Origin of the sequence: Nocardioides eburneiflavus (assembly GCF_004785795.1) — a bacterium.
In the GTDB taxonomy this organism is placed as follows: Bacteria; Actinomycetota; Actinomycetes; order Propionibacteriales; family Nocardioidaceae; genus Nocardioides; species Nocardioides eburneiflavus.
In genome coordinates, this window is sequence record NZ_SRRO01000001.1 from 500,231 (window position 1) to 521,253 (window position 21,023).

19 protein-coding genes are annotated in these 21,023 nt (G+C 73.7%); 8 read left to right on the forward strand and 11 right to left on the reverse strand.

The window, feature by feature from the left end:
• Positions 1 to 1,329, forward strand: a complete 1,329-nt coding sequence (locus tag EXE59_RS02375; protein ID WP_135837462.1) for an MFS transporter — start codon at positions 1 to 3, stop codon at positions 1,327 to 1,329.
• Here the strand turns inward: EXE59_RS02375 and EXE59_RS02380 are convergent.
• The 3 genes from EXE59_RS02380 to EXE59_RS02390 are packed head-to-tail and all read right to left on the reverse strand — an operon-like array spanning position 1,229 to position 3,995.
• Complete coding sequence (locus tag EXE59_RS02380; RefSeq protein WP_135837463.1) at positions 1,229 to 1,939, reverse strand: potassium channel family protein; 711 nt, start codon at positions 1,937 to 1,939, stop codon at positions 1,229 to 1,231. The two genes, EXE59_RS02375 and EXE59_RS02380, sit on opposite strands and share 101 nt — an antisense overlap.
• Positions 1,932 to 3,299: a TrkH family potassium uptake protein gene (locus EXE59_RS02385; protein WP_210428862.1), complete on the reverse strand. Its 1,368-nt coding sequence runs from the start codon at positions 3,297 to 3,299 to the stop codon at positions 1,932 to 1,934. The genes EXE59_RS02380 and EXE59_RS02385 overlap by 8 nt, the downstream gene beginning before the upstream one ends.
• Positions 3,300 to 3,326: 27 nt before the next feature.
• Positions 3,327 to 3,995, reverse strand: coding sequence for a hypothetical protein (locus EXE59_RS02390; protein WP_135837464.1), 669 nt, complete (start codon positions 3,993 to 3,995; stop codon positions 3,327 to 3,329).
• 195 nt (positions 3,996 to 4,190) lie between these two features.
• Between EXE59_RS02390 and EXE59_RS24750 the strand changes: the two genes are divergently transcribed.
• A complete protein-coding gene (locus tag EXE59_RS24750) occupies positions 4,191 to 5,834 on the forward strand; it encodes an FAD-dependent oxidoreductase (RefSeq protein ID WP_135837465.1) in 1,644 nt (547 codons plus the stop codon).
• Complete coding sequence (locus tag EXE59_RS02400) at positions 5,834 to 7,219, forward strand: sensor histidine kinase (RefSeq protein WP_135837466.1); 1,386 nt, start codon at positions 5,834 to 5,836, stop codon at positions 7,217 to 7,219. Before EXE59_RS24750 ends, EXE59_RS02400 begins: the two co-directional genes overlap by 1 nt.
• A 32-nt stretch (positions 7,220 to 7,251) precedes the next feature.
• On the opposite strand, the gene EXE59_RS02405 is transcribed toward EXE59_RS02400, so the two are convergent.
• Together EXE59_RS02405 and EXE59_RS02410 are read right to left on the reverse strand one after the other, a co-directional pair.
• Complete coding sequence (locus EXE59_RS02405) at positions 7,252 to 8,172, reverse strand: sensor histidine kinase (protein WP_135837467.1); 921 nt, start codon at positions 8,170 to 8,172, stop codon at positions 7,252 to 7,254.
• Entirely contained in the window at positions 8,169 to 9,032 is an 864-nt protein-coding gene (locus EXE59_RS02410) for an MEDS domain-containing protein (protein ID WP_135837468.1), read from the reverse strand. Before EXE59_RS02410 ends, EXE59_RS02405 begins: the two co-directional genes overlap by 4 nt.
• A gap of 121 nt (positions 9,033 to 9,153) precedes the next feature.
• Here EXE59_RS02410 and EXE59_RS02415 point away from each other — a divergent pair, with 121 nt between their 5' ends.
• From EXE59_RS02415 to EXE59_RS02430, 4 genes are all read left to right on the forward strand, one after another.
• The gene (locus EXE59_RS02415; RefSeq protein ID WP_210428863.1) at positions 9,154 to 9,909 is read left to right on the forward strand and encodes a histidine phosphatase family protein; all 756 of its coding nucleotides are present in this window, start codon (positions 9,154 to 9,156) and stop codon (positions 9,907 to 9,909) included.
• Positions 9,902 to 10,819 (forward strand): NAD(P)H-hydrate dehydratase, encoded by a 918-nt coding sequence (locus EXE59_RS02420; RefSeq protein ID WP_135837470.1) that lies wholly within the window; start codon positions 9,902 to 9,904, stop codon positions 10,817 to 10,819. Before EXE59_RS02415 ends, EXE59_RS02420 begins: the two co-directional genes overlap by 8 nt.
• Before the next feature lie 24 nt (positions 10,820 to 10,843).
• On the forward strand, positions 10,844 to 12,037 hold the full coding sequence (gene serA / locus EXE59_RS02425) for a phosphoglycerate dehydrogenase (protein WP_135837471.1): 1,194 nt from the start codon (positions 10,844 to 10,846) through the stop codon (positions 12,035 to 12,037).
• A 118-nt stretch (positions 12,038 to 12,155) separates the two neighbouring features.
• Positions 12,156 to 14,225 (forward strand): elongation factor G, encoded by a 2,070-nt coding sequence (locus EXE59_RS02430; RefSeq protein ID WP_135837472.1) that lies wholly within the window; start codon positions 12,156 to 12,158, stop codon positions 14,223 to 14,225.
• Positions 14,226 to 14,243: 18 nt separating this feature from the next.
• Here EXE59_RS02430 and EXE59_RS02435 read toward each other — a convergent pair whose 3' ends face one another.
• Together EXE59_RS02435 and EXE59_RS02440 are read right to left on the reverse strand one after the other, a co-directional pair.
• Positions 14,244 to 15,293 (reverse strand): S-adenosylmethionine:tRNA ribosyltransferase-isomerase, encoded by a 1,050-nt coding sequence (locus EXE59_RS02435; RefSeq protein WP_135837473.1) that lies wholly within the window; start codon positions 15,291 to 15,293, stop codon positions 14,244 to 14,246.
• Positions 15,290 to 16,000 (reverse strand): SDR family oxidoreductase, encoded by a 711-nt coding sequence (locus tag EXE59_RS02440; RefSeq protein ID WP_135837474.1) that lies wholly within the window; start codon positions 15,998 to 16,000, stop codon positions 15,290 to 15,292. The genes EXE59_RS02435 and EXE59_RS02440 overlap by 4 nt, the downstream gene beginning before the upstream one ends.
• A 50-nt stretch (positions 16,001 to 16,050) precedes the next feature.
• Here EXE59_RS02440 and soxR point away from each other — a divergent pair, with 50 nt between their 5' ends.
• Positions 16,051 to 16,530 carry a redox-sensitive transcriptional activator SoxR gene (gene soxR / locus EXE59_RS02445; RefSeq protein WP_135837475.1) on the forward strand — a complete coding sequence of 160 codons (480 nt, stop codon included), beginning with the start codon at positions 16,051 to 16,053 and terminating at the stop codon, positions 16,528 to 16,530.
• Positions 16,531 to 16,704: 174 nt separating this feature from the next.
• Here the strand turns inward: soxR and EXE59_RS02450 are convergent, their stop codons facing one another.
• Genes EXE59_RS02450 through EXE59_RS02465 form a run of 4 tightly spaced genes read right to left on the reverse strand, consistent with a single transcriptional unit; the run spans position 16,705 to position 21,020 of the window.
• Positions 16,705 to 17,103 (reverse strand): VOC family protein, encoded by a 399-nt coding sequence (locus EXE59_RS02450; protein WP_135837476.1) that lies wholly within the window; start codon positions 17,101 to 17,103, stop codon positions 16,705 to 16,707.
• A gap of 34 nt (positions 17,104 to 17,137) precedes the next feature.
• A complete protein-coding gene (locus EXE59_RS02455) occupies positions 17,138 to 17,572 on the reverse strand; it encodes a hypothetical protein (RefSeq protein ID WP_135837477.1) in 435 nt (144 codons plus the stop codon).
• Between the two features lie 33 nt (positions 17,573 to 17,605).
• Positions 17,606 to 19,003: an FAD-dependent oxidoreductase gene (locus EXE59_RS02460; protein WP_135837478.1), complete on the reverse strand. Its 1,398-nt coding sequence runs from the start codon at positions 19,001 to 19,003 to the stop codon at positions 17,606 to 17,608.
• Complete coding sequence (locus tag EXE59_RS02465; protein WP_135837479.1) at positions 18,996 to 21,020, reverse strand: molybdopterin oxidoreductase family protein; 2,025 nt, start codon at positions 21,018 to 21,020, stop codon at positions 18,996 to 18,998. Before EXE59_RS02465 ends, EXE59_RS02460 begins: the two co-directional genes overlap by 8 nt.
• Between the last annotated feature and the right edge of the window lie 3 nt (positions 21,021 to 21,023).

Below are 21,023 nucleotides of genomic sequence, written 5' to 3' on the forward strand. Positions count from 1 at the left end.
GTGCTGGCCGTCCTTCGACGGCGCGACTTCGGCCTCCTGTGGCTCGCCGGGCTCGTCTCGGTGGCGGGCGACTGGGTGCTCGCGACCGCGCTCCCCTATGTCATCTACGTCCAGACCGGCTCGGTCCTCGCGACGGCCGGGATGGTCGCCGCCGAGCTGGTCCCGTCCATCGTGCTCGGCTCGTTCGCGGGGGTGTTCGTCGACCGCTGGGACCGCCGCCGGGTGCTCGTCGTGTCCAACCTCCTGCAGGCCGCAGTGGTCGTCACCCTGCTGCTGGCGGCCGACGGCGCGCTCGCGGTCGTGTACGTCGTGGCGGCCGCGCAGTCGGCGCTGGCCGCCTTCGCACAGCCCGCCGAGTCGGCGCTGCTGCCGAGCCTCGTCGGCGAGGACGAGCTGGTGCCGGCCAACGCGTTGAACGTGCTCAACAACCGACTGGGCCGGCTGGTCGGCACGCCCGTGGGTGCCGTCCTCCTCAGCCTGCTCGGGCTGGAGGCGGTGGTCGTGGCCGACGCGCTGACGTTCGTGCTGGCCGCCGGGCTGGTCGCGTCGATGACCCCGACCTCCGGGGCCCGGGCCGCCGGTCACGCCCTCGCGGAGGCGGAGTCGGCGCTCGCCCGCTTCTGGGCGGAGTGGCTGGCCGGGCTGCGCACGGTCCGGGAGGACCGGACCGTCGCGGTGCTGTTCGTCGTCTTCGGGCTGATGACCTTCGGCGGCACGATGCTCGACCCGCTGTTCGTCCCGTGGGTCACCGACGTGCTCGGGCAGGGCGTCGGGGCCGTCGCGGTGCTCACGACGACGTCGTCCCTGGCCGGGATCGTCGGCTCGCTCCTGGTCGGCGGCCTCGGTCGGCGGGCGTCCGCCCGGAGCCTGATCGGGTGGGGGTCGCTCGTCGCGGGCATCGTCCTCCTGCTCCGCGCCAACCTCCCGTTCCTCTGGGTGGCGGTCGCGCTGTCAGCGGTCGGAGGTGTCACCGCGGTGGCCTCGTCCGTCGGGGTCGAGACGCTGGCCCAGGAGCGCACGCCCGAGCACCTCCGCGGCCGGGTGTTCGGCTCGCTCCAGGCCACGGTGTGGCTGGCCAGTCTCCTCGGTGCGGTCGTCGGAGGCGTGGTCGGCGAGCTGGTCGGGCTGCTGCCGGCGCTCGACGTGGCGTCGGTGCTCGTGGGCCTGTCCGGCGTGGTCGTCCTGCTGGTCCTGCGACCCCGAGGGGACGCCGGCGCGCGCGAGGTGGTCACCAGGGCCGGCCGGGGCTCCTCCGCTCGGTGCGCGGACCCGCGTCGTACTCGAGGGCGCAGAAGCGCTCGACCGCGTCCTTGGGGCCCGAGACGATGATCTGGGCGCCCTCGCGCAGGACCGTGCTCGGGGTGGCGTAGGTGAAGTCCTCGCCGGACGGCTTCACCCCGACCACCGTGATCCCGTACTCCTGCCGCACGCCGAACCCGCCGAGGCTCCGGCCGATGAGCGCGCGCGGGGGCCGCGTCTTGGCGAAGGCGTACCCGTCGTCGAACTCGATGTACTCGATCATCCGGCCGGTGACCAGGTGCGCGACGCGCTTGCCCATGTCGTGCTCGGGCCGGACGACGTGGTGCACCCCGATCTGGTCCAGGATCCGCGCGTGCGACTGGCTGATCGCCTTGGCCCACACGTTGCCGACGCCGAGCTCGAGGACCACCGACGCCGACAGGATGCTCGCCTCGAGGTTGGTGCCGACTCCCACGACGGCACGGTCGAACTCAGCCACGCCCAGCTCACGCATCGCCTCGAGGTCGGTGGAGTCGGCCTCCACCACGTGGGTCAGCCGGCCGGCGAGCGAGCGGACGACCCGGGGGTCGGAGTCGACGCCCAGGACCTCGACGCCCTCCTTGGTGAGCTCGAGCGCCAGCGACCGGCCGAAGCGGCCGAGACCGACCACGACGACGCCCTGGGAGTCGTTCCTAGCCAATGAGGGGCCTTCCTTCGGGGAGTCGGTGCAGGTGCGAGCGGTCCCGCATCGCGAGCGCCGAGACCAGTGTGATGGGTCCCAGCCGCCCGACGAACATGAGGACGACGAGGACGAGGTGGACGGGCGTCGGGAGGTCGGCGGTGATGCCGGTCGAGAGCCCGACCGTGGCGAACGCGGAGACCACCTCGAACAGGGCGTCCTCGGTGGAGACCGCGGCGAGCTGGAGGATGACGAGCGTCGAGGCGACCACGGCGCCCACCGCGAGCAACGCCACGGTGAGCGCCTGGCGGACCGCACGCGGGTCGATCCGGCGACCGAAGGCCGTGGCGTCGGACTCGCCGCGCACCTCGGCCAGGATCGCGAAGAACAGGAGGACGAAGGTCGTGACCTTGATGCCGCCGGCAGTGCCCGCCGACCCGCCGCCGATGAACATGAGGATCACCGTCCCCAGCAGCGTGCCCTCGCGCATCTGACCGTAGTCGAGGCTGTTGAAGCCCGCCGTGCGCGGCATCACGGACTGGAAGAAGCCCGCCAGCAGACGGTCCGGGGCGCTCAGCGCCCCGAGGGTGGCGGGGTTGTCCCACTCGCTGGCCGTCACGAAGACTGTGCCGAGGACCAGGAGGACGGCCGTGGCGCTGAGCGTCATCCGGGTGTGCATGCTCCACGCCCACGTCGGGTGGAAGCGGCGGTAGAGCTCGAGCCACACCGGGAAGCCGAGCCCGCCGGCGATCACCGCGAAGGCGATGGGCAGACAGATCCACGGGTCCGACACGAACCCCATCAGGCTGTCGCTGTAGAGCGCGAACCCGGCGTTGTTGAAGGCCGAGATCGCGTGGAAGACGCCGAGGTAGGCCGCGTGGCCCCACTCCTCGTCGTACCCCCAGGCGAACCGGAGCGTGAGGATCACCGCCGTGACGGCCTCGAAGAGCAGGCTGATCGCCACGACGCCCTTCACCACCGTCCGGACGTCACCCAGGCCGGTCGCCTTGGTCTCCGTCGCCGCGGTCAGGCGCGAGCGCAGGCCGAGGCGACGGAAGACCAGCAGCCCCAGGAGGGACGCGAGCGTCATGATCCCGAAGCCGCCGACCTGGATCAGGGCGAGGATGACAACCTCGCCGAAGGTCGACCAGTAGGACGGCGTGTCCACGACGACCAGGCCCGTGACGCACACGGCGCTCGTGGAGGTGAACAGCGCGACGACGAACGGCGCCCCGACCTGCTCCGTCCGCGCCTGCGGCAGCATCAGCAGGACGGTGCCGGCCAGGACGGCCAGGGCGAAGGCGACCACCACGACCTGCGCGGGGTGCCGCAGCCAGGGGCCACCGTCGCGGCGCCGGACCCGTACGAGGGAAGTCGTCACGTGCCGAGGCTAGGCCACGCCCGGACCTCACGCCCCGGTGAGGGCGCCCGACTCCTCGACGCCGTGCGCCAGCTCGACCCGCGCGACCTCCGCGAAGGACTTCCCGGCGGTGAAGGACGTGCGCAGGAGCGTCACGTGGGACGGCGACCACCGGGCACCCTGGTGGGGGAGCTCCCTGCCCGCGAGGCCGTCAGGCAGTGAGGCTCCGTCCTCGAGGTCGAGCGAGCCGAGGGGGAGCTCGCTGCGGAAGCTGCGCCGGTCGAGGAAGAACCGTTGCAGCCGAGCGACCTCGTTGACGTTGCGGTAGATGTCCCGGAGTGCGTCGACGTCGCCGTCGAGCTGGGCCGTGACGTCGAACGGGTGGGCTTCCGCCACCCGCACCCTGCTCACGCGCAGCACGGGCGCCGGCCACGTGCCGGCCACGGCGTCGAGCGCGGCGGCCAGGCCCTCGGCGTCGTCCGCGGTGACGTTGCCGAACTTCGCCAGGCGCACGAACACGGCCTCCGGTGCGGCGGGCAGCACGGCGACGACGGGCGCGGGGGGAGGCTCGGGCTGCCGCCGGGCGAGGAGCCGGCCCAGGAGCCCCGGCCTCGGCTCCTCGGGCGCAGCCGGCGCCGGCGGGCACAGGCCACCCGCTGCCTCGAGCGCGCCCCGCACCACCTCGGGCGGCGGGATGATCACCGCGTACAGCTGCATCGTCGACCTCCTTGCCCCACCACCCTAGGCCCGGGTCGCCCCCGCATCCCACCGCGACCGGAGGGCAGCGCACGTCCAGGAACCTGACCGAACCTGCGGCGGGACTGGTCTCGACCACCCTGTCGGCGACGCGCGGGCGGCAGTAGCGTCCGAGGACGGCGACGCTCTGCCGGTGCCGAGTTGGGGGAGGTGCCGATGGCGAAGCCCGCCATCCTCGCGGTCGACGACGACGTCGCCGTGGTGGCCGCCGTCGTGCGGGACCTGCGCCAGCGCTACGGCGGGGACTACCGCGTCCTGCGGGCGACGTCCGGGCCGGAGGCGCTCGAGGTCCTCGCCGACCTGGTGCTCAAGGACCGGCCCGTCGCCGCGGTCGTCTCCGATCAGAGGATGCCCGGGATGACCGGGATCGAGGTCCTGCAGGCGGTGCGGCAGCAGGCGCCCGACGCCAAGCTGCTGCTCCTGACGGCGTACGCCGACACCGACGTCGCCATCCGGGCGATCAACGACATCGCGCTCGACTACTACCTGATGAAGCCGTGGGACCCGCCCGAGGACCGGCTCTACCCCGTGCTCGACGACCTGCTGCGCGACTGGGCGCACGGGCATCCCGACCGCGACGCCGAGGTGCGGGTCGTCGGCCACCGCTGGTCCGACCGGACCCACGAGGCGAAGACCTTCCTCACCCACAACCACGTGCCCTACCGCTGGCTCGAGGTAGACCAGTCCGAGGAGGCGACGCGGCTGCTCGAGGTCGCCGGCGAGGGCGAGCTCCCGGTGGTGGCCCTGCCCGACGGGTCGGTGCTCCGCTCCCCCACCTCCACCGAGCTCGCCGCCGCACTGGGCCTGAGCACCCAGGCGACCAAGCCGCTCTACGACCTCTGCGTCGTCGGCGCCGGGCCGGCCGGCCTCGCGGCTGCGGTGTACGCCGCCTCCGAGGGGCTGCAGGTCGTCGTCGTCGAGCGCGACGCACCGGGCGGACAGGCCGGGCAGAGCGCCTCGATCGAGAACTACCTCGGCTTCCCCAAGGGCCTCTCCGGCGCCGACCTCACGCACCGCGCGGTGGCGCAGGCGTCGCGGTTCGGTGCCGAGATGGTGCTGGCGCGCGACGTCGTCGGTTTCGAGACGCGCGGCCCTGTGCGCGCCGTGCTGCTCGAGGGCTCGGCCGACATCGAGGCCCGCGCGGTCCTGGTGGCCAGCGGCGTGTCGTACCGCCGCCTCGACGCCCCCGGGCTCGACGACTTCGTCGGACGTGGGATCTACTACGGCGCCAGCGCGAGCGAGGCGACGCAGACGGTCGGGGAGGACGTGTACGTCGTGGGTGCGGCCAACTCGGCCGGGCAGGCCGTGCTCAACTTCGCCAAGTACGCCAGGAAGGTGGTGCTCGTCGTGCGCGGCACGTCGCTCGAGGCGTCCATGTCGCAGTACCTCGTCACCCGCATCCTGACCACGCCCAACGTCGAGGTCCGGCTGCGGACGGAGGTCGTCGGCACGCGCGGCGACGGACACCTCGAGGGCATCACCCTGTGCGACAGGAGCGCCGGCAGCGTCGACGACGTCGACACCAACGGGGTCTACGTCTTCATCGGCGCGGCCCCTCGCACCGAGTGGCTCGGTTCGTCGGTGGAACGGGACGAACGCGGCTACGTGCTGACCGGTCCCGACCTGCCCGCCGACCTCGCCTGGCCGCTGGAGCGTGGCCCGTTCGCGCTGGAGACCAGCGTGCCCGGCGTCTTCGCCGCGGGCGACGTGCGCCGCGACTCGATGAAGCGGGTCGCGTCCGCCGTGGGCGAGGGCGCGATGTCGGTCTACCTCGTCCACCGCTACCTGGCGACGACCTGATGCTTTACGACGAGCTGCGCGCGATCGCGATCCTGGACGGCTTCACCGACGAGCAGGTGGCCGAGCTGGCCGGCGCCGGTGACGAGATGACGTACGCCCCCGGCGACCGTGTCTTCGACGAGGGTCGCCCCGCCGAGCACTGGTGGGTGATGCTCGAGGGCCGGATCGACGTCGTGCGCCGGGTCGGCCACGAGGAGGTCGTGATGGTGACCATCGAGAACCCCGGCCAGTGGGCCGGCGGATTCCGCGCGTGGGACGAGAACGGCGTCTACATGGGGTCTGCTCGCGTGATGGAGCCCAGCCGGGTCTTCCGGCTCTCGGCGAGCGACCTGGCGCGCTTCGGCCAGGAGTGGTTCCCGTTCGCCGTCCACCTCCTCTGCGGCCTCATCGCGACCGCCCGGCGCATCGAGGGCAACGCCCGCCAGCGCGAGGCGCTCGTCGCACTGGGCACCCTGGCCGCCGGGCTCGCGCACGAGATCAACAACCCGGCCTCGGCCGCGGTCCGCTCGGTCGGGGCGCTCCAGCAGTCGAGCGACGACGTCCTCGCCTCGCTCCAGCGGCTCGCCGGCGAGGGGATCTCGGCGGAGCAGTTCGTCGTCCTCGACGAGCTCCGGCGCTCGATCGATCCCACCTCGGCGCCCACCGGCGTCGCCCTCGCCGACCTCGAGGAGCAGCTCACCGACTGGCTCGACGAGCACGACGTCGACCGGGGTTGGGTGATCGCGCCCGCCCTCGCCGGTGCCGGGGTCCCGCCCGCGTGGCTCGACCGCGCCGCCGCGTCCCTGCCGGGCGACGCGCTCCAGGCCGGGCTGGAGTGGGTGGCGAGCTCGGTGACGACGACCGCGCTCATCTCGGAGGCGCAGGACGCCACCCGCCGCATCTCCGAGCTCGTGTCCGCCGTGAAGTCCTACTCCCAGCTCGACCGCGCCGCCGTCCAGGACGTGCGCGTGGTCGACGGCCTGGAGAGCACGCTGATCATGCTCGGCCACAAGCTGCGCGACGGCGTTACCGTCGTGCGCGACTACGACCACTCCGTCCCCACCGTCACCGCCAACCCCGGCGAGCTCAACCAGGTGTGGACGAACCTCGTCGACAACGCGGTCGACGCGATGGGCGGGTCCGGCACGCTCACCGTGCGGACGTACGCCGACGAGCACCACGTCGTCGTCGAGGTCGGGGACACCGGGTCGGGCATGACCGAGGAGGTCGCCGCCCACGCCTTCGAGCCGTTCTTCACCACGAAGGAGGTCGGCAAGGGCACGGGCCTGGGGCTCGACATCTCGCGGCGGGTGGTGGTCGAGCGGCACAGCGGCGCGATCGAGGTCGACTCCGAGCCCGGTCGTACCGTGATCAGGGTGCGGCTGCCCCGCGACGCGCCGGGCTGATGCGGACAGGGCGCGGCGGGCGTACGCCGGGGTCAGGGCCTGGGCGTGTGCAGCCGGACGTGCGTGCCGCTGTCGTCTCCACCGACGTCCACCGCGGCGACGAGCTGGCGGGCGAGCCAGAGACCGTAGCCGTGGTCGGCGGGCTCGGCGGGCGGCACCACCCCGGACAGCAGGTCGAACGGCAGCCCGCCGCCGTCCTGCACGTGGCAGACCCACATCCCGCCCTCGTCGTAGAGGTGGACCAGCGAGGGCGGAGAGCCGTGCAGGAGCGCATTGGTCAGCACCTCGGTCAGGGCCAGCTCGAGGTCGGCGACGGCGTCGCGAGCCAGGCCGATCTCGGCGCCGCGTGCGCGGACCGACCGGCGCGCCAGCGCGACGTCGGAGAGGCGGGAGCAGTCGAGGGTCGTCGACCCCGGCGGCGGGAGCGCCACGGCGGACAGGCCCGTGAGCACGGAGAACGGGTCCCGGTAGCCCGGGTTGGCCGCCACCGCGCCACCGCCGCGCAGCCCCTCGTGGGAGTGCACGGCGATGTCGAGCAGGTCGCCGGGCAGCGCCGTGTCGTAGGGGCACAGCAGGTCGACCGGGTGCTCGGCGAAGACGAGGTTGATCGCTGACTCGAGCCGGCGGTAGTCGACCACCTCGGCCGCGGTCCGCCGCCCGAGTCGTTGCTCGGCGATCACGCACGACCGCACGCCGGGGGCCTCGGCGGCGAAGTCGAGCAGCACGCGGTAGGCGTTCCACTGCGGCGCGTAGGCGACCGAGTCGTCGACGAAGGTGACCGCACCGGCGTCCCCGCCCAGCTCGGAGCGGATCAGTCGCGTCCGCGACGGCGGCGCCATCACGAGGGTGCGGTGTCCGCGCTCGAGTCCGTCGCGCAGGAAGTCGCCGGCCTCCGTGGCGTACTGGCGGTCGCTCCCGTAGAGCAGGCTCGTGTGCGTCGCGGGTGCACTCATGGCTCCAGCCTCAGCCTGTCGTGCCCGAGTCCGGTGGCGTCGAGGATGCGGCGTAGGACGGCGGGCACCCGCGTGAGCTCGAGGTATCCGCTGTCGGGCAGCGTAGCGGCGATCGAACGGAGCCGGGCGACGGTGCCGACGTCGGCGAACGTCATCTCGCCCAGGTCCAGCCGCAGGCGCGGCGTGATGGCCGCACGGGACGCGACCATCCGGCCCAGGAGGTCGCGGTTGGACACGTCGACCTCTCCCGTCACCCGCAGCCCCCACGGCTCGTCGACGGCGAGGAACGTGGCGATCGGCGGCACGTCGAGGTGGGGCGCCAGGCCGTCGTGCTCGAGCGCGAGGACCGCGCCCTGCCCTTCGTCGAGCCCGCCGGCGTCGTAGAGGCAGACCGAGCTGACGCCGAGCTCGCGCTGCAGGACCCCCGCCGCCCGCTCCCACCGCACGACCTCGTCGAACGAGCCCAGCAGGCCGGCCAGCGGATCCATCCGGGCCGCCACCCGCAGCGCCGGGAAGCCTCGCTTGCGCGCCTGCGCGGCTGCCGCCCGGAAGCCGTCGGCGACGGTCGCCAGGTCCTCTGGGGGCGACGAGCCGTAGGCATCGTCGAACGAGCTCGTCAGCAGCTGACCGGTCCCGGACGCGTGGCGGGCGTCCAGGCTGCCGGGAAGCAGGCGCAGCAGGTCGTCGACCTGACCGTCGGAGGCGATGTAGAGCACCTGATCGCCGGCCGCCAGGCTCTGGGCGACGAACGTGGCGGCGACGTGGTCGAGCCGGGCAGCACCCTGCTCGAGCGCGCAGAGGTGCGTGCCGGGCTCCAGCGATCCGAGGTCGGAACTCGCGCGGTGCGTCCCGAGAATCATCTGCTCACTGTAGGCCCGGACGCGGCCGCGGAATCCGCAGTTTCCCCACAGATTCTCGCGCCCCGGCTCCCCGAGGCGGGTGTCGGCGACCGCATCGGCGAGATCTGGGTACTGGGCGCAGGTGACCCAGTCCACCCACCTGATCCTCGTCCGCCACGGCCAGTCGGAGGGCAACGTCGCCGCCGAAGCAGCTCAGCGCGACGGCCTCGAGCGCATCGACGTGCCCGCACGGGACCCCGACGTCACCCTGTCGGAGACCGGCCGCGAGCAGGCCTCTGCCGTCGGTCGCTGGCTGGCCGCGCTGCCCGGGGACCAACGGCCCGAGGTGGTGTGGAGCAGTCCTTACCGGCGTGCGCGGGAGACCGCCGAGGTCGCCCTCGAGGTCGCCGGCCTCGACATCGACCAGCGCGTCGACGAGCGACTGCGCGACCGCGACATGGGGGTCACCGACAAGCTGACGGCGGCGGGCATCCGAGCCGCGTACCCCGAGGAGGCCGAGCGACGCGACTGGATGGGGAAGTTCTACTACCGCCCGCTCGGCGGAGAGTCCTGGGCAGACGTCGCGCTGCGCGTGCGCGCCGTGCTGACCGACCTGGCCGGCACGGAGCGGCACCGACGCGTCCTCGTCAGCGGGCACGACGTCGTGCTGCTGCTCTTCTGCTACGTGGCCGAGGGGCTCGACGAGGAGCAGGTGCTCGCTCGCGCGCGCGACAACCCCCTCGGCAACGCGGCCATCTGCCGTCTCCGGAGCAACCCGGACTCCGCGACCGGCTGGGACGTGACGGACTACAACCTCGACGAGCACCTCAGCGACGACGACGTGCGGGTGACGGAGGAGCCGGGTGCCGACGCCGAGGTGGAGGACGACGATGCCTGACTCCCGCGATGCCGCCGCGACGGGCGGAAGCCCCGACGCACCGCGCGTGGTCACCGCGGACCTGCTCCGCTCCTGGCCGCTGCCGGAGCCGGTGGGCACCAAGTACGCCCGGGGCCAGGTGCTGGTGGTCGGAGGATCCTGCACGACGCCGGGCGCGGCCATCCTCGCGGGCACGGCGGCACTGCGGATGGGTGCGGGGCGGTTGACCGTGGCGACGGCAGAGGGGGTCGCGGCGCAGCTGGCCGTCGCCCTGCCCGTCTGCGGCACCCTTCCCCTCCCCCAGGACGAGCGCGGCTCCGTCACCGGCGAACGGGTCGCCGCGCTGCTCGAGGACGAGATCGGTCGGGCGGACGCCGTCCTGGTGGGTCCGGGACTCCTGGGCGGAGGGGGAACCGTGCGCCTGCTGGCGGAGGTCGCCCGCGTGCTCCCCGACGACGTCCCCGTCGTGCTGGACGCCGCGGCCGCCACCGCGCTGCCCGACCTCGACCGTGCGTCGGCCGAGGCGTTCGGCGGACGCCTGGTCCTGGCCCCCAACACCCACGAGCTCGCTCGTCTCCTCGACGTGGACGAGGTCGACGACGAGGACGTCGCCGGGGCCACGGTCCGCGCCGCCCGGGAGCTCGACGCCGTCGTCACCTGTGGGTCCTGGGTCGCGGCGGACGGGGGCTTGTGGCACGTCTCGACGGGCGACAGCGGCCTGGGCACCTCCGGCAGCGGGGACGTGCTCTCGGGAGCGCTGGTGGGACTGGTCGGCCGTGGGGCGACCCCCGTGCAGGCGACGGTCTGGGCCACCCACGTCCACGCGGCGGCAGGCGACGTGCTGGCGGCGCGGTGGGGCCGCATCGGCTACCTCGCCGACGAGATCACGGCCGAGCTCCCGCACGTGCTGCGGTCGCTCGGCGGGGACTGAGACCGCTGCCCCTACGGTGTCGGCATGAAGGCACTGGTCCTGGAGAACATCCATCCGACGGCCGTGGACGTCCTGAGGTCACGGGGCTACGAGGTCGAGGTGCGCACGGGAGCCTTGCCCGAGGCTGAGCTGGTCGCGGCGCTCGACGACGTCCAGCTGCTCGGGATCCGGTCCAACACGACGGTGACCGAGCGGGTGCTGGAGGCAGCCCCGGCCCTCGAGGCGATCGGCTGCTTCTGCATCGGCACGAACCAGGTCGACCTGCGCGCCGCTGCGGAACGGGGCATCGGTGTGTTCAACGCGCCGTACTCGAACACCCGGAGCGTGGTCGAGCTGGTGATCGGTGAGATCATTGCGCTGGCGCGGCGGCTCCCGGAGAAGACCCGACGGATGCACGACGGAGTGTGGGACAAGTCGGCACGAGGGAGCCACGAGGTTCGGGGCCGGACGCTGGGGATCGTGGGGTACGGCAACATCGGCACCCAGCTGTCGAACGTCGCCGAGGCGCTCGGGATGCGGGTGGTCTTCTACGACAAGGCGGACCGTCCGGCCCACGGGAACGCCCGCCGGATGGCGTCGCTCGCAGAGCTGCTCGAGGTCGCCGACGTGGTCAGCCTCCACGTCGACGGCCGGCCCGGGAACGCAGGCCTCTTCGGCGCCGCCGAGTTCGCCGCCATGAAACCCCGGGCCCTGTTCATCAACGCCTCCCGCGGCATGGTGGTGGACTACGACTCGCTGCGCAGCCACGTCCTGTCCGGCCACGTCGCGGGCGCCGCGGTCGACGTCTTCCCGGTCGAGCCGAAGGCTCAGGGCGACGCGTTCGAGTCGGTGCTGCGCGGCCTCGACAACGTCATCCTGACCCCTCACGTGGGCGGGTCGACCCAGGAGGCGCAGGAGGAGATCGGACGGTTCGTGGCGGAGAAGCTCACCGGGTTCGCCCTGCAGGGGAGCACGGCGCTGTCGGTCAACCTCCCGCAGGTGCTCACGCCCCCGTTGGACGGCGAGCACCGGCTGGGTCTCCTCCACCACAACGTCCCCGGCGTGCTGGCCAGGCTCAACGCCGTGTTCGCCGACGCCGGCGACAACGTGATCGGCCAGCACCTGTCGACCCGGGACCACCTGGGCTACGTGGTCACCGACGCGTCGGAGCCCTTGCCCGCCGAGGCCATCGCGGACCTGCGGCGCTCGGAGCACTGCGTGTGGGTGCGCTCCTGGTGACACCGGTCGCCCCGCCGAGCCGAGGACGCGCCCACGCTCGCACTTGCCTCACCGATCGATCGGGTGAACAGTGAGCGGACACCTCGCACCGTCGTAGCCAGGGGGAGGAGTCGTCGCGGTGAGCAAGGAGGCCGGTGGCAGTGTCGGTCGGACTGGTCCTCCGGTCGCGAACCGGCCGGAGGCGATCCGCAACGTCCTGGTCGTGGGTGCGTCCGGGGGTGGGAAGACCACGCTCGTCGAACGGCTGCTGGTCGAGGCCGGCCTGCTGAACCGGATGGGGAGCGTCGAGGACGGCACCACGGTCTGCGACTTCGAGGAGATCGAGCACCGTCAGCGACGCTCGATCGCGCTCGCCCTCGCCCCGCTGGTGCACGACGGCGTGAAGGTGAACCTGCTGGACGCGCCCGGGTACGTCGACTTCGTGGGCGAGGTGCGAGCAGGCCTGCGGGCGGCCGACTGTGCCCTCTTCGCGATCGCCGCGAACGAGGGCGTCGACGAGCCGACACTGGCGCTCTGGCGCGAGTGCGCCGACGTGGCCATGCCCCGCGTGGTCGTCATCACCAAGCTCGACCACGCCCGCGCCGACGTCGACGGCGTGGTGGCCCAGGCGCGCAACGCCTTCGGCGACCGGGTGCTGCCGGTGTACCTGCGCGAGGGCGGTCGTCTCCTCGGCCTGCTCACCGACGACCACGGGCACGCAGCGCAGCGAGCGGCACTCGTCGAGGGCATCATCGAGGAGTCCGAGGACGAGACCCTGATGGAGCGCTACCTCAGCGGCGAGCAGGTCGACACCGAGCTGCTCGTCCGAGACCTCGAGCTGGCAGTCGCCAGGGGCTCGCTGCACCCGGTCGTCCCCGTCGACTCGACCAGCGGCGTGGGAGCCCGGGAGCTGCTCGACCTCATCGTGTCCGCCTTCCCCTCGCCGCTCGAGCACCCCCTGCCGACGGTCTACACCCCCGCCGGCGGTCCGGGGCCGGCGATCGAGTGCGACCCGTCCGGTCCGCTGGTCGCGGAGGTGGTCAGGACGACCACCGATCCCTATCTGGGGCGGGTCAGCCTGGTCCGGGTGTTCTCCGGGACCCTGCTGCCCGACGCCACCGTCCACGTGTCCGGGCACCGCTCGGCCTGGTCCGCCGACGGTGACACGGCGTCGAGCCACCCGGACCACGACGAGGTGGAGCGGATCGGGACCCTGTCGGTGCCGTTGGGGGACACCCAGCGACCGGCCCCGGCCGTGACGGCGGGTGACATCTGCGCCATCGGCCGGCTGAGGCGGGCCGAGACCAGCGACACCCTCGCCCCGGTCGACCTGCCGCTGGTGCTGCAACCGTGGCAGGTGCCCGAACCCTCGTTGCCGATGGCCATCCAGGTCCTCAGCAGGAGCGACGAGGACAAGCTCGGCCCGGGACTCCAGCGCCTTGCTGCCGAGGACCCCACCCTGCGCGTCGAGCACCACCCCGAGACCCACCAGGTCGTGCTGTGGACGATGGGCGAGGCCCACGCCGACGTGCTGCTCGACCGGCTCGCGCACCGCTACGGCGTGGAGGTCGAGGAGGTCGAGCTCCTCGTGCCGTTGCGGGAGACCTTGGCGCGGCCGGCCACCGGGCACGGCCGGCACGTGAAGCAGAGCGGAGGGCACGGTCAGTACGCGGTGTGCACCATCGAGGTCGAGCCGCTCCCGCAGGGCAGCGGGTTCCAGTTCGTCGACCGCGTCGTCGGTGGTGCGGTCCCCCGGCAGTTCATCCCCTCGGTCGAGAAGGGCGTCCGGTCCCAGATGGGTCGCGGGGTCGACACCGGGCGCCCGATGGTCGACCTCAGGGTGACCCTGACCGACGGCAAGGCCCACAGCGTCGACTCCTCCGACATGGCGTTCCAGACGGCCGGCGCGCTGGCGCTGCGCGACGCTGCGACGCGAGGAGGGACGTGCATCCTCGAACCGGTCGACGAGGTGGAGGTGCTGGTCGCCGACGCCCTGATCGGCACGGTCATGGGCGACCTGTCCGCGCGACGGGGACGGGTCCTCGGCAGCGAACCAGCCGGCCAGCCGGGCCTGGTGGCGGTCAGGGCGCACGTGCCACAGCTCGAGCTGCGCCGCTACTCCGTCGAGCTGCGCTCCCTCACGCACGGGTCCGCGTCCTTCACGCGCACCTTCGCCCACTACGAGCGAGCCCCGGACAGCGTCGCCTGACCCCTCCCCCGCGGTCGCTCACCGCCGCAGGAGCAGCGCGGAGTCCCCGAACTCGTGCCAGAGGTAGCCCTGCGCCACCGCCGCGTCGTACGCCGCCTGGGTGAGGCGGGGGCCGGCGACCGACTCGACGAGGAGGAGGTGCGAGGCCATCGGGTCGTGCCAGCCGGTGACCAGGCCGTCGATGACGCGGGGCGGCTGGGACGGGGAGACCACGCGCGAGGTCCAGCCGCGGCTGGCGACGACGTGCCGGCCGAGGACGGACGACTCGATCGCGCGGGTGGCGGTCGTGCCGACGGCGACGACGCGGCCGCCGTTGTCCCGCGCCTGGTCGACGACGCGCGCGCTCGTCGCCGGCACCTCGAACCACTCCGGCCCGGGCGCCTCCCCCGCCTCCTGGGACGAGACGCCGGTGTGGAGCGTGACGGGTGCGAGCTGCACCCCGGCGGTCACCAGCCGGGTCACGAGGGCAGCGGTGAACGGCCGTCCCGCCGACGCCATCTCGGCGCTTCCCGGATGGGTCGCGAAGACGGTCTGGTAGTCCGCGAGCGGGTAGCGGCGGTCGAGGTAGCCGTACGCGATCGGCCGCCCGTTCCACGCGAGCTGCCGGTCCAGGTCGCCGCGCACCGACGCGCGCCAGAGGCGGTTGCCGGCGCCGGTCGGCGACGACGCCTCCGCGGGCCACGGCGAGCGGAGGGTGAGGCGTACGTCCCCCACGCGGACGACCTCCCCCGCGCCCGCGTCGAGCACTGCCCGCGCGGCGTCGGGAGCCGTACGCAGCTCGACCACGCTGTCACCGTCGTCCAGGCGGTGGGCGACGTGCAGCACCACGGGGCGGCCCGCCAGGTCGGCGTCGACCTCGGCGGCGACGGTGGCGGAGGTGTTCACGACCAGCACGTCCCCCGCACGCAGGTGGTCGGGGAGGTCGCGGAACCGTCCGTGCGAGATGCCGTCCGGGGTCGCGACCAGCAGGCGCACCTCGTCGCGGGCGAGGCCTCGCGCCTCGGCCGGCTGCGGCGCGAACGACGATGCCTCGAAGCGGGTGCGCGGGGTCTCGTGGAGGAGCGTCATCGGACGTCACCCCCGACGTCGACGGGGAGGTCGACGGCACGGTAGCGGCCCGACTGGGGCCGCGCCGCCAGCAACGCCAGCAGATGCGGCACCACGGTCTCCGGCAGCGGCCGGTCGGAGATGTCCTCCCCCGGGAAGGCGTCCTGGTGCATCGCCGTCCGCATGTCGCCGGGGTCGACGGCGTAGGCCCGCAGCCCGGTCTCGGCGCCATAGGTCAGCGTCACGTGGTCGAGCGCCGCCTTGCTCGCGCCGTAGAGGCCCCACCCCTCGTAGTGATGGACCGCGGCGTCGGAGCTGATCGAGAGGAGCACGCCGTCCGCCTTGCGCAGCCACGGCAGGAGGGCCGAGGTGAGCACCAGCGGTCCGCCGATGTTGGTCCGCCAGACCTGCTGGAGGTCGGCGACGTCCACCTCGGCCAGCGACCGCATCGGGAGCGGGCCGAGCGTGCTGGCGTTGTGCACCAGCAGGTCGAGCCGGTCCTGCGCCGACACGGCGGCGACGAGCGCCTCCCGGTGGTCGGCGTCGGTGAGGTCGCCGACCACGGCGGTCACCCGGTCGGGGAGGTCGGCGCGCTGGAACCTCTCCTCGCTCCGTCCATCGGTGACAACCGTCCACCCGCTCCGTGCGAGCTCCCTGCCCAGGGCCAGGCCCAGGCCGGCCGATCCCCCGGTGACGAGTGCCACCCGTGCTTCCGTGTTCTCAGTCATGGCACTATGCTTCAAGCTGAAGTGAACTTGAGTTCAAGGGGTGGAGCCGAATGGATGCCAGGGACCTCCTGCCGATGGGGGAGATCACGCGCCGCAGCGGCTTCGCGGCATCGGCCATCCGCTACTACGAGGCCGAGGGACTCATCACGGCCCACCGCTCCGGCGGCGGACAGCGACGCTTCGAGCGCAGCGTGCTGCGCCGCCTCGCCTTCATCCGGGCGGCGTCCAACGTCGGGCTCAGCATCGAGGAGATCCGCGACGAGCTCGGTCGCCTGCCCGGCAGCCGTACGCCGACCAAGGCCGACTGGCACCGCATCTCGCGCCACTGGGGCCGTCGGCTCGACGAGCAGATCGCCGCCCTCCAGCGGCTCAAGGGCGGCCTCGACGGCTGCATCGGCTGCGGGTGCCTGAGCCTGCGGTCGTGCACCTTCTCCAACCCCGACGACGTCCACGGCGAGGACGGCGCCGGGGCGCGCCTGCTGCCCGACTCACTGCGGCGCCCCCACCCGACGAAGCGGGCCTCCCGCTAGGAGGCGGACGACGCGAAGGGACCTGACCAGCGCATCGAGGGTGGCCGGGCAAGGGCGGTCCAGCCACAGACCGCGAGCACCACAGCAGGCAGTTCGCGCCAAGGTGGGCCCGGCTGAGCGTACGGACCTGCCTCTGGCGCGCGAACTGCCTACGTGGTGCGGGCGATGACCGGGTCAGGGCTCGTTGCCCAGCGTGAACAGGGTCAGCTGCATCCCGTCCGGGGCCGCCACGCGGGCGTTGCGGTCACCCCAGGGCGTGTCGACGCCAGGCGCGACCGGGGTCGCACCGGCAGCGACGAGGGAGGTGGCGGCGGCGTCCGCGTCCGGCACCTGGAGCGCGAATCGCACCTTCCCCGAGACCCGGTGCCCGACCTCCAGGTCGTCGACCATCCCGGCCTGCGCCTCGTCGAAGAGCTCGAGGGTCGCGCGGCCCGCGTCGAGCAGCAGCACGCGCCCCTGCTCGCTGCTCCAGTCGGCGACCTCGGGCAGCCCGAGCGCGTCGCGGTAGAGACGTACGGCGGCCTCGAAGTCGTCGACGGTGAGCGTGATCCGGAACTCCTGCACCTCGGTCATGGGGACGATCGTCGCGGCTCAGGTGCACCTGAGGTCAAGGCCTACCGCTGCGGAACGTGCCGATCACCGTCACGCCGTCCTGCGCGTAGAGCGGCACGGGACGGCCGTCCGGGCCGGGGCTCGCGCGCACCTCGGCCAGGGTCGTCCCCGGCCGGGGACGGTCGGTGGCGCGGACGAAGCCGCACCGGCCGCTGGAGCCGTACGCGGCCACGAGGTCCGGACCCGGGTCGTCCTCGTCGATCCCGGCGCCCGAGCCGTAGGTCATGCCGTTCTCGTTGACCGGGTAGGGCGGCGCGGCGGGGAGGCGCGGGCAGTCCTCGCGGACGACCTCGTCGGCCCGGGCGCTCGGGTCGATCGCCCGGACCACCGGCTCGGGCTCCCCGGACGCGGCCACCACCTGCTCCACCTGCACCCCGCCGAGGAACCCGAGCAGGACCGCGGCGGCGCCGAGCACGGTCCGGGCAAGCATGGGGGTGGGACGAGGGAGGGCGCCCGGAAGTTGTCAGCCGACGGCGACGGGCGTCGGGCTGCTCTCGATGAGCCGGCGCACGACGTCGGCGCAGCCGCCGCACCCGGTCGTCGCGCGCGTCCGGTCGATGCACTCCCCCACCGTGCCGCAGGCGCGGATCTCCCCGGCGCTGACCCCGGCGCAGGCGCAGACCTCGGCCTCGTCGGGCAGCGGGGTCGGCAGGTCCGCCGCCTCGGGCAGGAGCAGCTGGCCGGGCTCGTCGGGGCCGAGCAGGGTCCCGCGGTCGTAGAGCTGGGTGATCAGCCCCACGCGGGAGAGGTCGCCGACGAGCGCCGCCGCGACGATCCGGCCGCCGTGCACGACGAGCCGGCGGTGCGAGCCGGCGATGGGGTTGGTCACCTCGACGACCTCCCCCTCGGCGTGCTCGGGGTCGCCCAGCACGGCGACCTCCAGCCCGGTGGCCCGCAGCCGCGCGACACTGCGCCTGCCGTCGTACGCCGCGTCCTCGCCGCGCAGCACGCGGGCGAGCACCTCGCTCTGCTCCCACGCCGGCGGGACGAACCCGGTCGTGCGGCGGCGGTGCTCGGCGCAGTCGCCGATCGCGTGGACGCGGTCGTCGGTGACGCTGGTGAGGGTGGCATCGACGACCACGCCCCGTCCGACCATCAGCCCGGCACGCCGGGCGAGCGCGGTGGACGGCCGGCCGCCGGCGGTGAGCACGACAAGCTCCGTGGGCAGGACGTAGCCGTTGTCGAGGCGCAGCCCCTCGTCGGTGAGGCGTACGGCGCGGGCGCCGGTGTAGACCTCGGTGCCGAGGCGCCTGAGGTCTCGCGCGAGGACCCGGCCCGCGCCGGGGCCGACCTGGCTCGCGAGCAGGTGGTCGGCGCCCTCGACGACCTCGGTCCGCAGCCCGCGGACCGACAGCGCGCGGGCGACCTGGAGGCCGAGCAGGCCGCCGCCGACGACGACCGCGCGGGTGCCGGTGGCGAGGGACGCCTCGAGGCGCCGGCAGTCCGCGAGCGAGCGGAAGGCGTGGACCTTCGGGTGCAGGGTGCCGTCGCGGCGCACGAGCCCCCGGATCGGCGGCAGGGTGGGGATCGATCCGGTCGCCAGGACGAGTCGGTCGAAGCCCAGCCGTTCCCCGTCGACGAGGACGACCTCGCGGGTGTCGCGGTCGATCTCGAGCACCCGCGCCCCGAGGCGCAGCTCGATGCCGTGGTCGGCGAACCACGCCTCCGAGCGCAGCGTCAGGGCGGACGGGGAGTGGGTCCCCTCGAGGACGGCCGAGAGCAGGATCCGGTTGTAGGGCGCGTGCGGCTCGTCGGCGAGCACGGTCACCGCGAACCGGTCGTCGCCCGCGAGGTGCTCGGCGAGGCGGACCGCGGCCATGCCGCCGCCGACGACGACGATCCGCTGAGGGCGCTCAGGCATGGGCCACCGAGGCTGCGCAGACCTTGAACTCGGGCATCCTGGAGGCCGGGTCGAGGGCGTCGTTGGTGAGCCGGTTGGCCCCGACCCAGTGGAACGGCACGAACACGGTGTCCGGCCGGATCGTGGCCACCACCCGGGCCGGGGCGGTCATCTCGCCGCGGCGGGTCGCGACGCGTACGGGCTCCCCCGTCGTCACGCCGAGGCGCCCGGCCAGCAGCGGGTGCAGCTCGACGAAGGGGCCGTCGTCGGGCAGCGACCGCACGCGCCGGGTCTGGGCGCCGGACTGGTACTGGGCGAGCACCCGACCGGTCGTGAGGTGGATCGGGTAGTCCGGGCACGGCTGCTCGGCGGCACCCCGGTGCTCGACCGCGAGCATCCGCGCACGGCCGTCGGGGTGCGCGAAGGACTCCGCGAAGAGCCGCTCGCCTCCCCAGAAGACCCCGTGCTCGGCACGGATCCGGTCGTAGGTGATCGCGGAGTAGTCGGCGGGGCCGCCCTCCGAGGCCCGGCCGAGCTCGGCGAAGACCTCCTCCGGGTCGGTCGGGAAGGACGCCTCCGACCCCAGCCTCGCGGCGAGCTCGGCGATCACCTCCAGGTCCGAGCGCACGCCCGGCGGTGGCGTGATGGCGCGTTGCCGCAGCACGACGCGGCCCTCGAGGTTGGTCATGGTGCCGGTCTCCTCGGCCCACTGCGTCACGGGCAGCACGACGTCGGCGATGGCGGCGGTCTCCGACATCACGATGTCGCACACGACCAGCAGGTCGAGCGCCTCCAGCCGCTGCGTGACCTGAGTGGCGTGGGGTGCGCTGACCACGATGTTGGACCCCAGGACCAGCATGGCCGAGGGCCCGTCGGGCGCGCCGAGGGCGTCGAGGAGCTCGTACGCCGACCGGCCCGGGCCGGGAAGCGACTCGGGGTCGACGCCCCACACCCCCGCCACGTGGGCGCGGGCCGCGGGGTCGTCGATGCGGCGGTAGCCCGGCAGCTGGTCCGCCTTCTGGCCGTGCTCGCGGCCGCCCTGGCCGTTGCCCTGCCCGGTGAGGCAGCCGTAGCCCGCGCCCCGCTTGCCGACCATGCCCAGCGCCAGCGCGACGTTGATCCAGGAGAGCACGGTGTCGGAGCCGGTCGCGTGCTGCTCGGCGCCGCGGGCGGTGAGGACCATGACCCGCGGCGAGCCGCCGAGCATCGCCGCGAGCGCCCGCACCTCGTGCGCGTCGATCCCGGTCACCCGCTCGACCCGCTCGGGCCACCAGGCCGCGGCGGAGTCGCGGACCTGCTCCCAACCGGTCGTCCGCTCGGTGAGGTACGCCTCGTCGACCGCGCCGCCGGCCACGAGCAGGTGCAGCACACCGAGCGCCAGCGCGAGGTCGGTGCCCGGCACCGGCTGGAGGTGGAGGTCGGCCCGGTCGGCGGTGGGCGTGCGCCGCGGGTCGATCACCACGACGCGGCCACCGCGCTCCCGCAGCCGGTCGAGGTGTCGGACGGCGGGTGGCATCGTCTCGGCGAGGTTGGAGCCGACGAGCACCAGGACGTCCGCCTCCTCGACGTCGGCCAGCGGGAACGGCAGCCCGCGGTCGAGGCCGAAGGAACGGATCACCGCGGACGCGGCCGACGACATGCACCAACGCCCGTTGTAGTCGATCTGCGAGGTGCCGAGGGCGACCCGGGCGAGCTTGCCGAGGGCGTACGCCTTCTCGTTGGTCAGGCCGCCACCGCCGAAGACCGCGACACCGTCCGGCCCCTTCGCCGCCTGCGCCGCCCGGATCCCGGCGACGACCCGGTCGAGCGCGTCGTCCCAGGACACCGCGGACCACTCGCCGGTCTCCCGGTCGCGCACGAGCGGCGACGTGAGCCGCTCACGACCGCCGTACAGCCCGGCCGCGGACCAGCCCTTGCGGCACAGCGCGCCCTGGTTGACCGGGAACTCCTCCCACGCCGACACCTCCGGCGCGCGCCGTCCGGCGAGGCGCATCCCGCACTGCAGCGAGCAGTAGGGGCAGTGGGTGTCGGTCGCCATCAG

Bases quoted from the DNA above. Each gene is read 5' to 3' on its own strand.
- EXE59_RS02390 (WP_135837464.1), bottom strand. From the start codon at position 3,995: ATGCAGCTGTACGCGGTGATCATCCCGCCGCCCGAGGTGGTGCGGGGC.
- EXE59_RS24750 (WP_135837465.1), top strand. From the start codon at position 4,191: ATGGCGAAGCCCGCCATCCTCGCGGTCGACGACGACGTCGCCGTGGTG.
- EXE59_RS02400 (WP_135837466.1), top strand. From the start codon at position 5,834: ATGCTTTACGACGAGCTGCGCGCGATCGCGATCCTGGACGGCTTCACC.
- EXE59_RS02405 (WP_135837467.1), bottom strand. From the start codon at position 8,172: ATGAGTGCACCCGCGACGCACACGAGCCTGCTCTACGGGAGCGACCGC.
- EXE59_RS02410 (WP_135837468.1), bottom strand. From the start codon at position 9,032: ATGATTCTCGGGACGCACCGCGCGAGTTCCGACCTCGGATCGCTGGAG.
- EXE59_RS02420 (WP_135837470.1), top strand. From the start codon at position 9,902: ATGCCTGACTCCCGCGATGCCGCCGCGACGGGCGGAAGCCCCGACGCA.
- serA (WP_135837471.1), top strand. From the start codon at position 10,844: ATGAAGGCACTGGTCCTGGAGAACATCCATCCGACGGCCGTGGACGTC.
- EXE59_RS02435 (WP_135837473.1), bottom strand. From the start codon at position 15,293: ATGACGCTCCTCCACGAGACCCCGCGCACCCGCTTCGAGGCATCGTCG.
- EXE59_RS02440 (WP_135837474.1), bottom strand. From the start codon at position 16,000: ATGACTGAGAACACGGAAGCACGGGTGGCACTCGTCACCGGGGGATCG.
- soxR (WP_135837475.1), top strand. From the start codon at position 16,051: ATGGATGCCAGGGACCTCCTGCCGATGGGGGAGATCACGCGCCGCAGC.
- EXE59_RS02450 (WP_135837476.1), bottom strand. From the start codon at position 17,103: ATGACCGAGGTGCAGGAGTTCCGGATCACGCTCACCGTCGACGACTTC.
- EXE59_RS02455 (WP_135837477.1), bottom strand. From the start codon at position 17,572: ATGCTTGCCCGGACCGTGCTCGGCGCCGCCGCGGTCCTGCTCGGGTTC.
- EXE59_RS02460 (WP_135837478.1), bottom strand. From the start codon at position 19,003: ATGCCTGAGCGCCCTCAGCGGATCGTCGTCGTCGGCGGCGGCATGGCC.
- EXE59_RS02465 (WP_135837479.1), bottom strand. From the start codon at position 21,020: ATGGCGACCGACACCCACTGCCCCTACTGCTCGCTGCAGTGCGGGATG.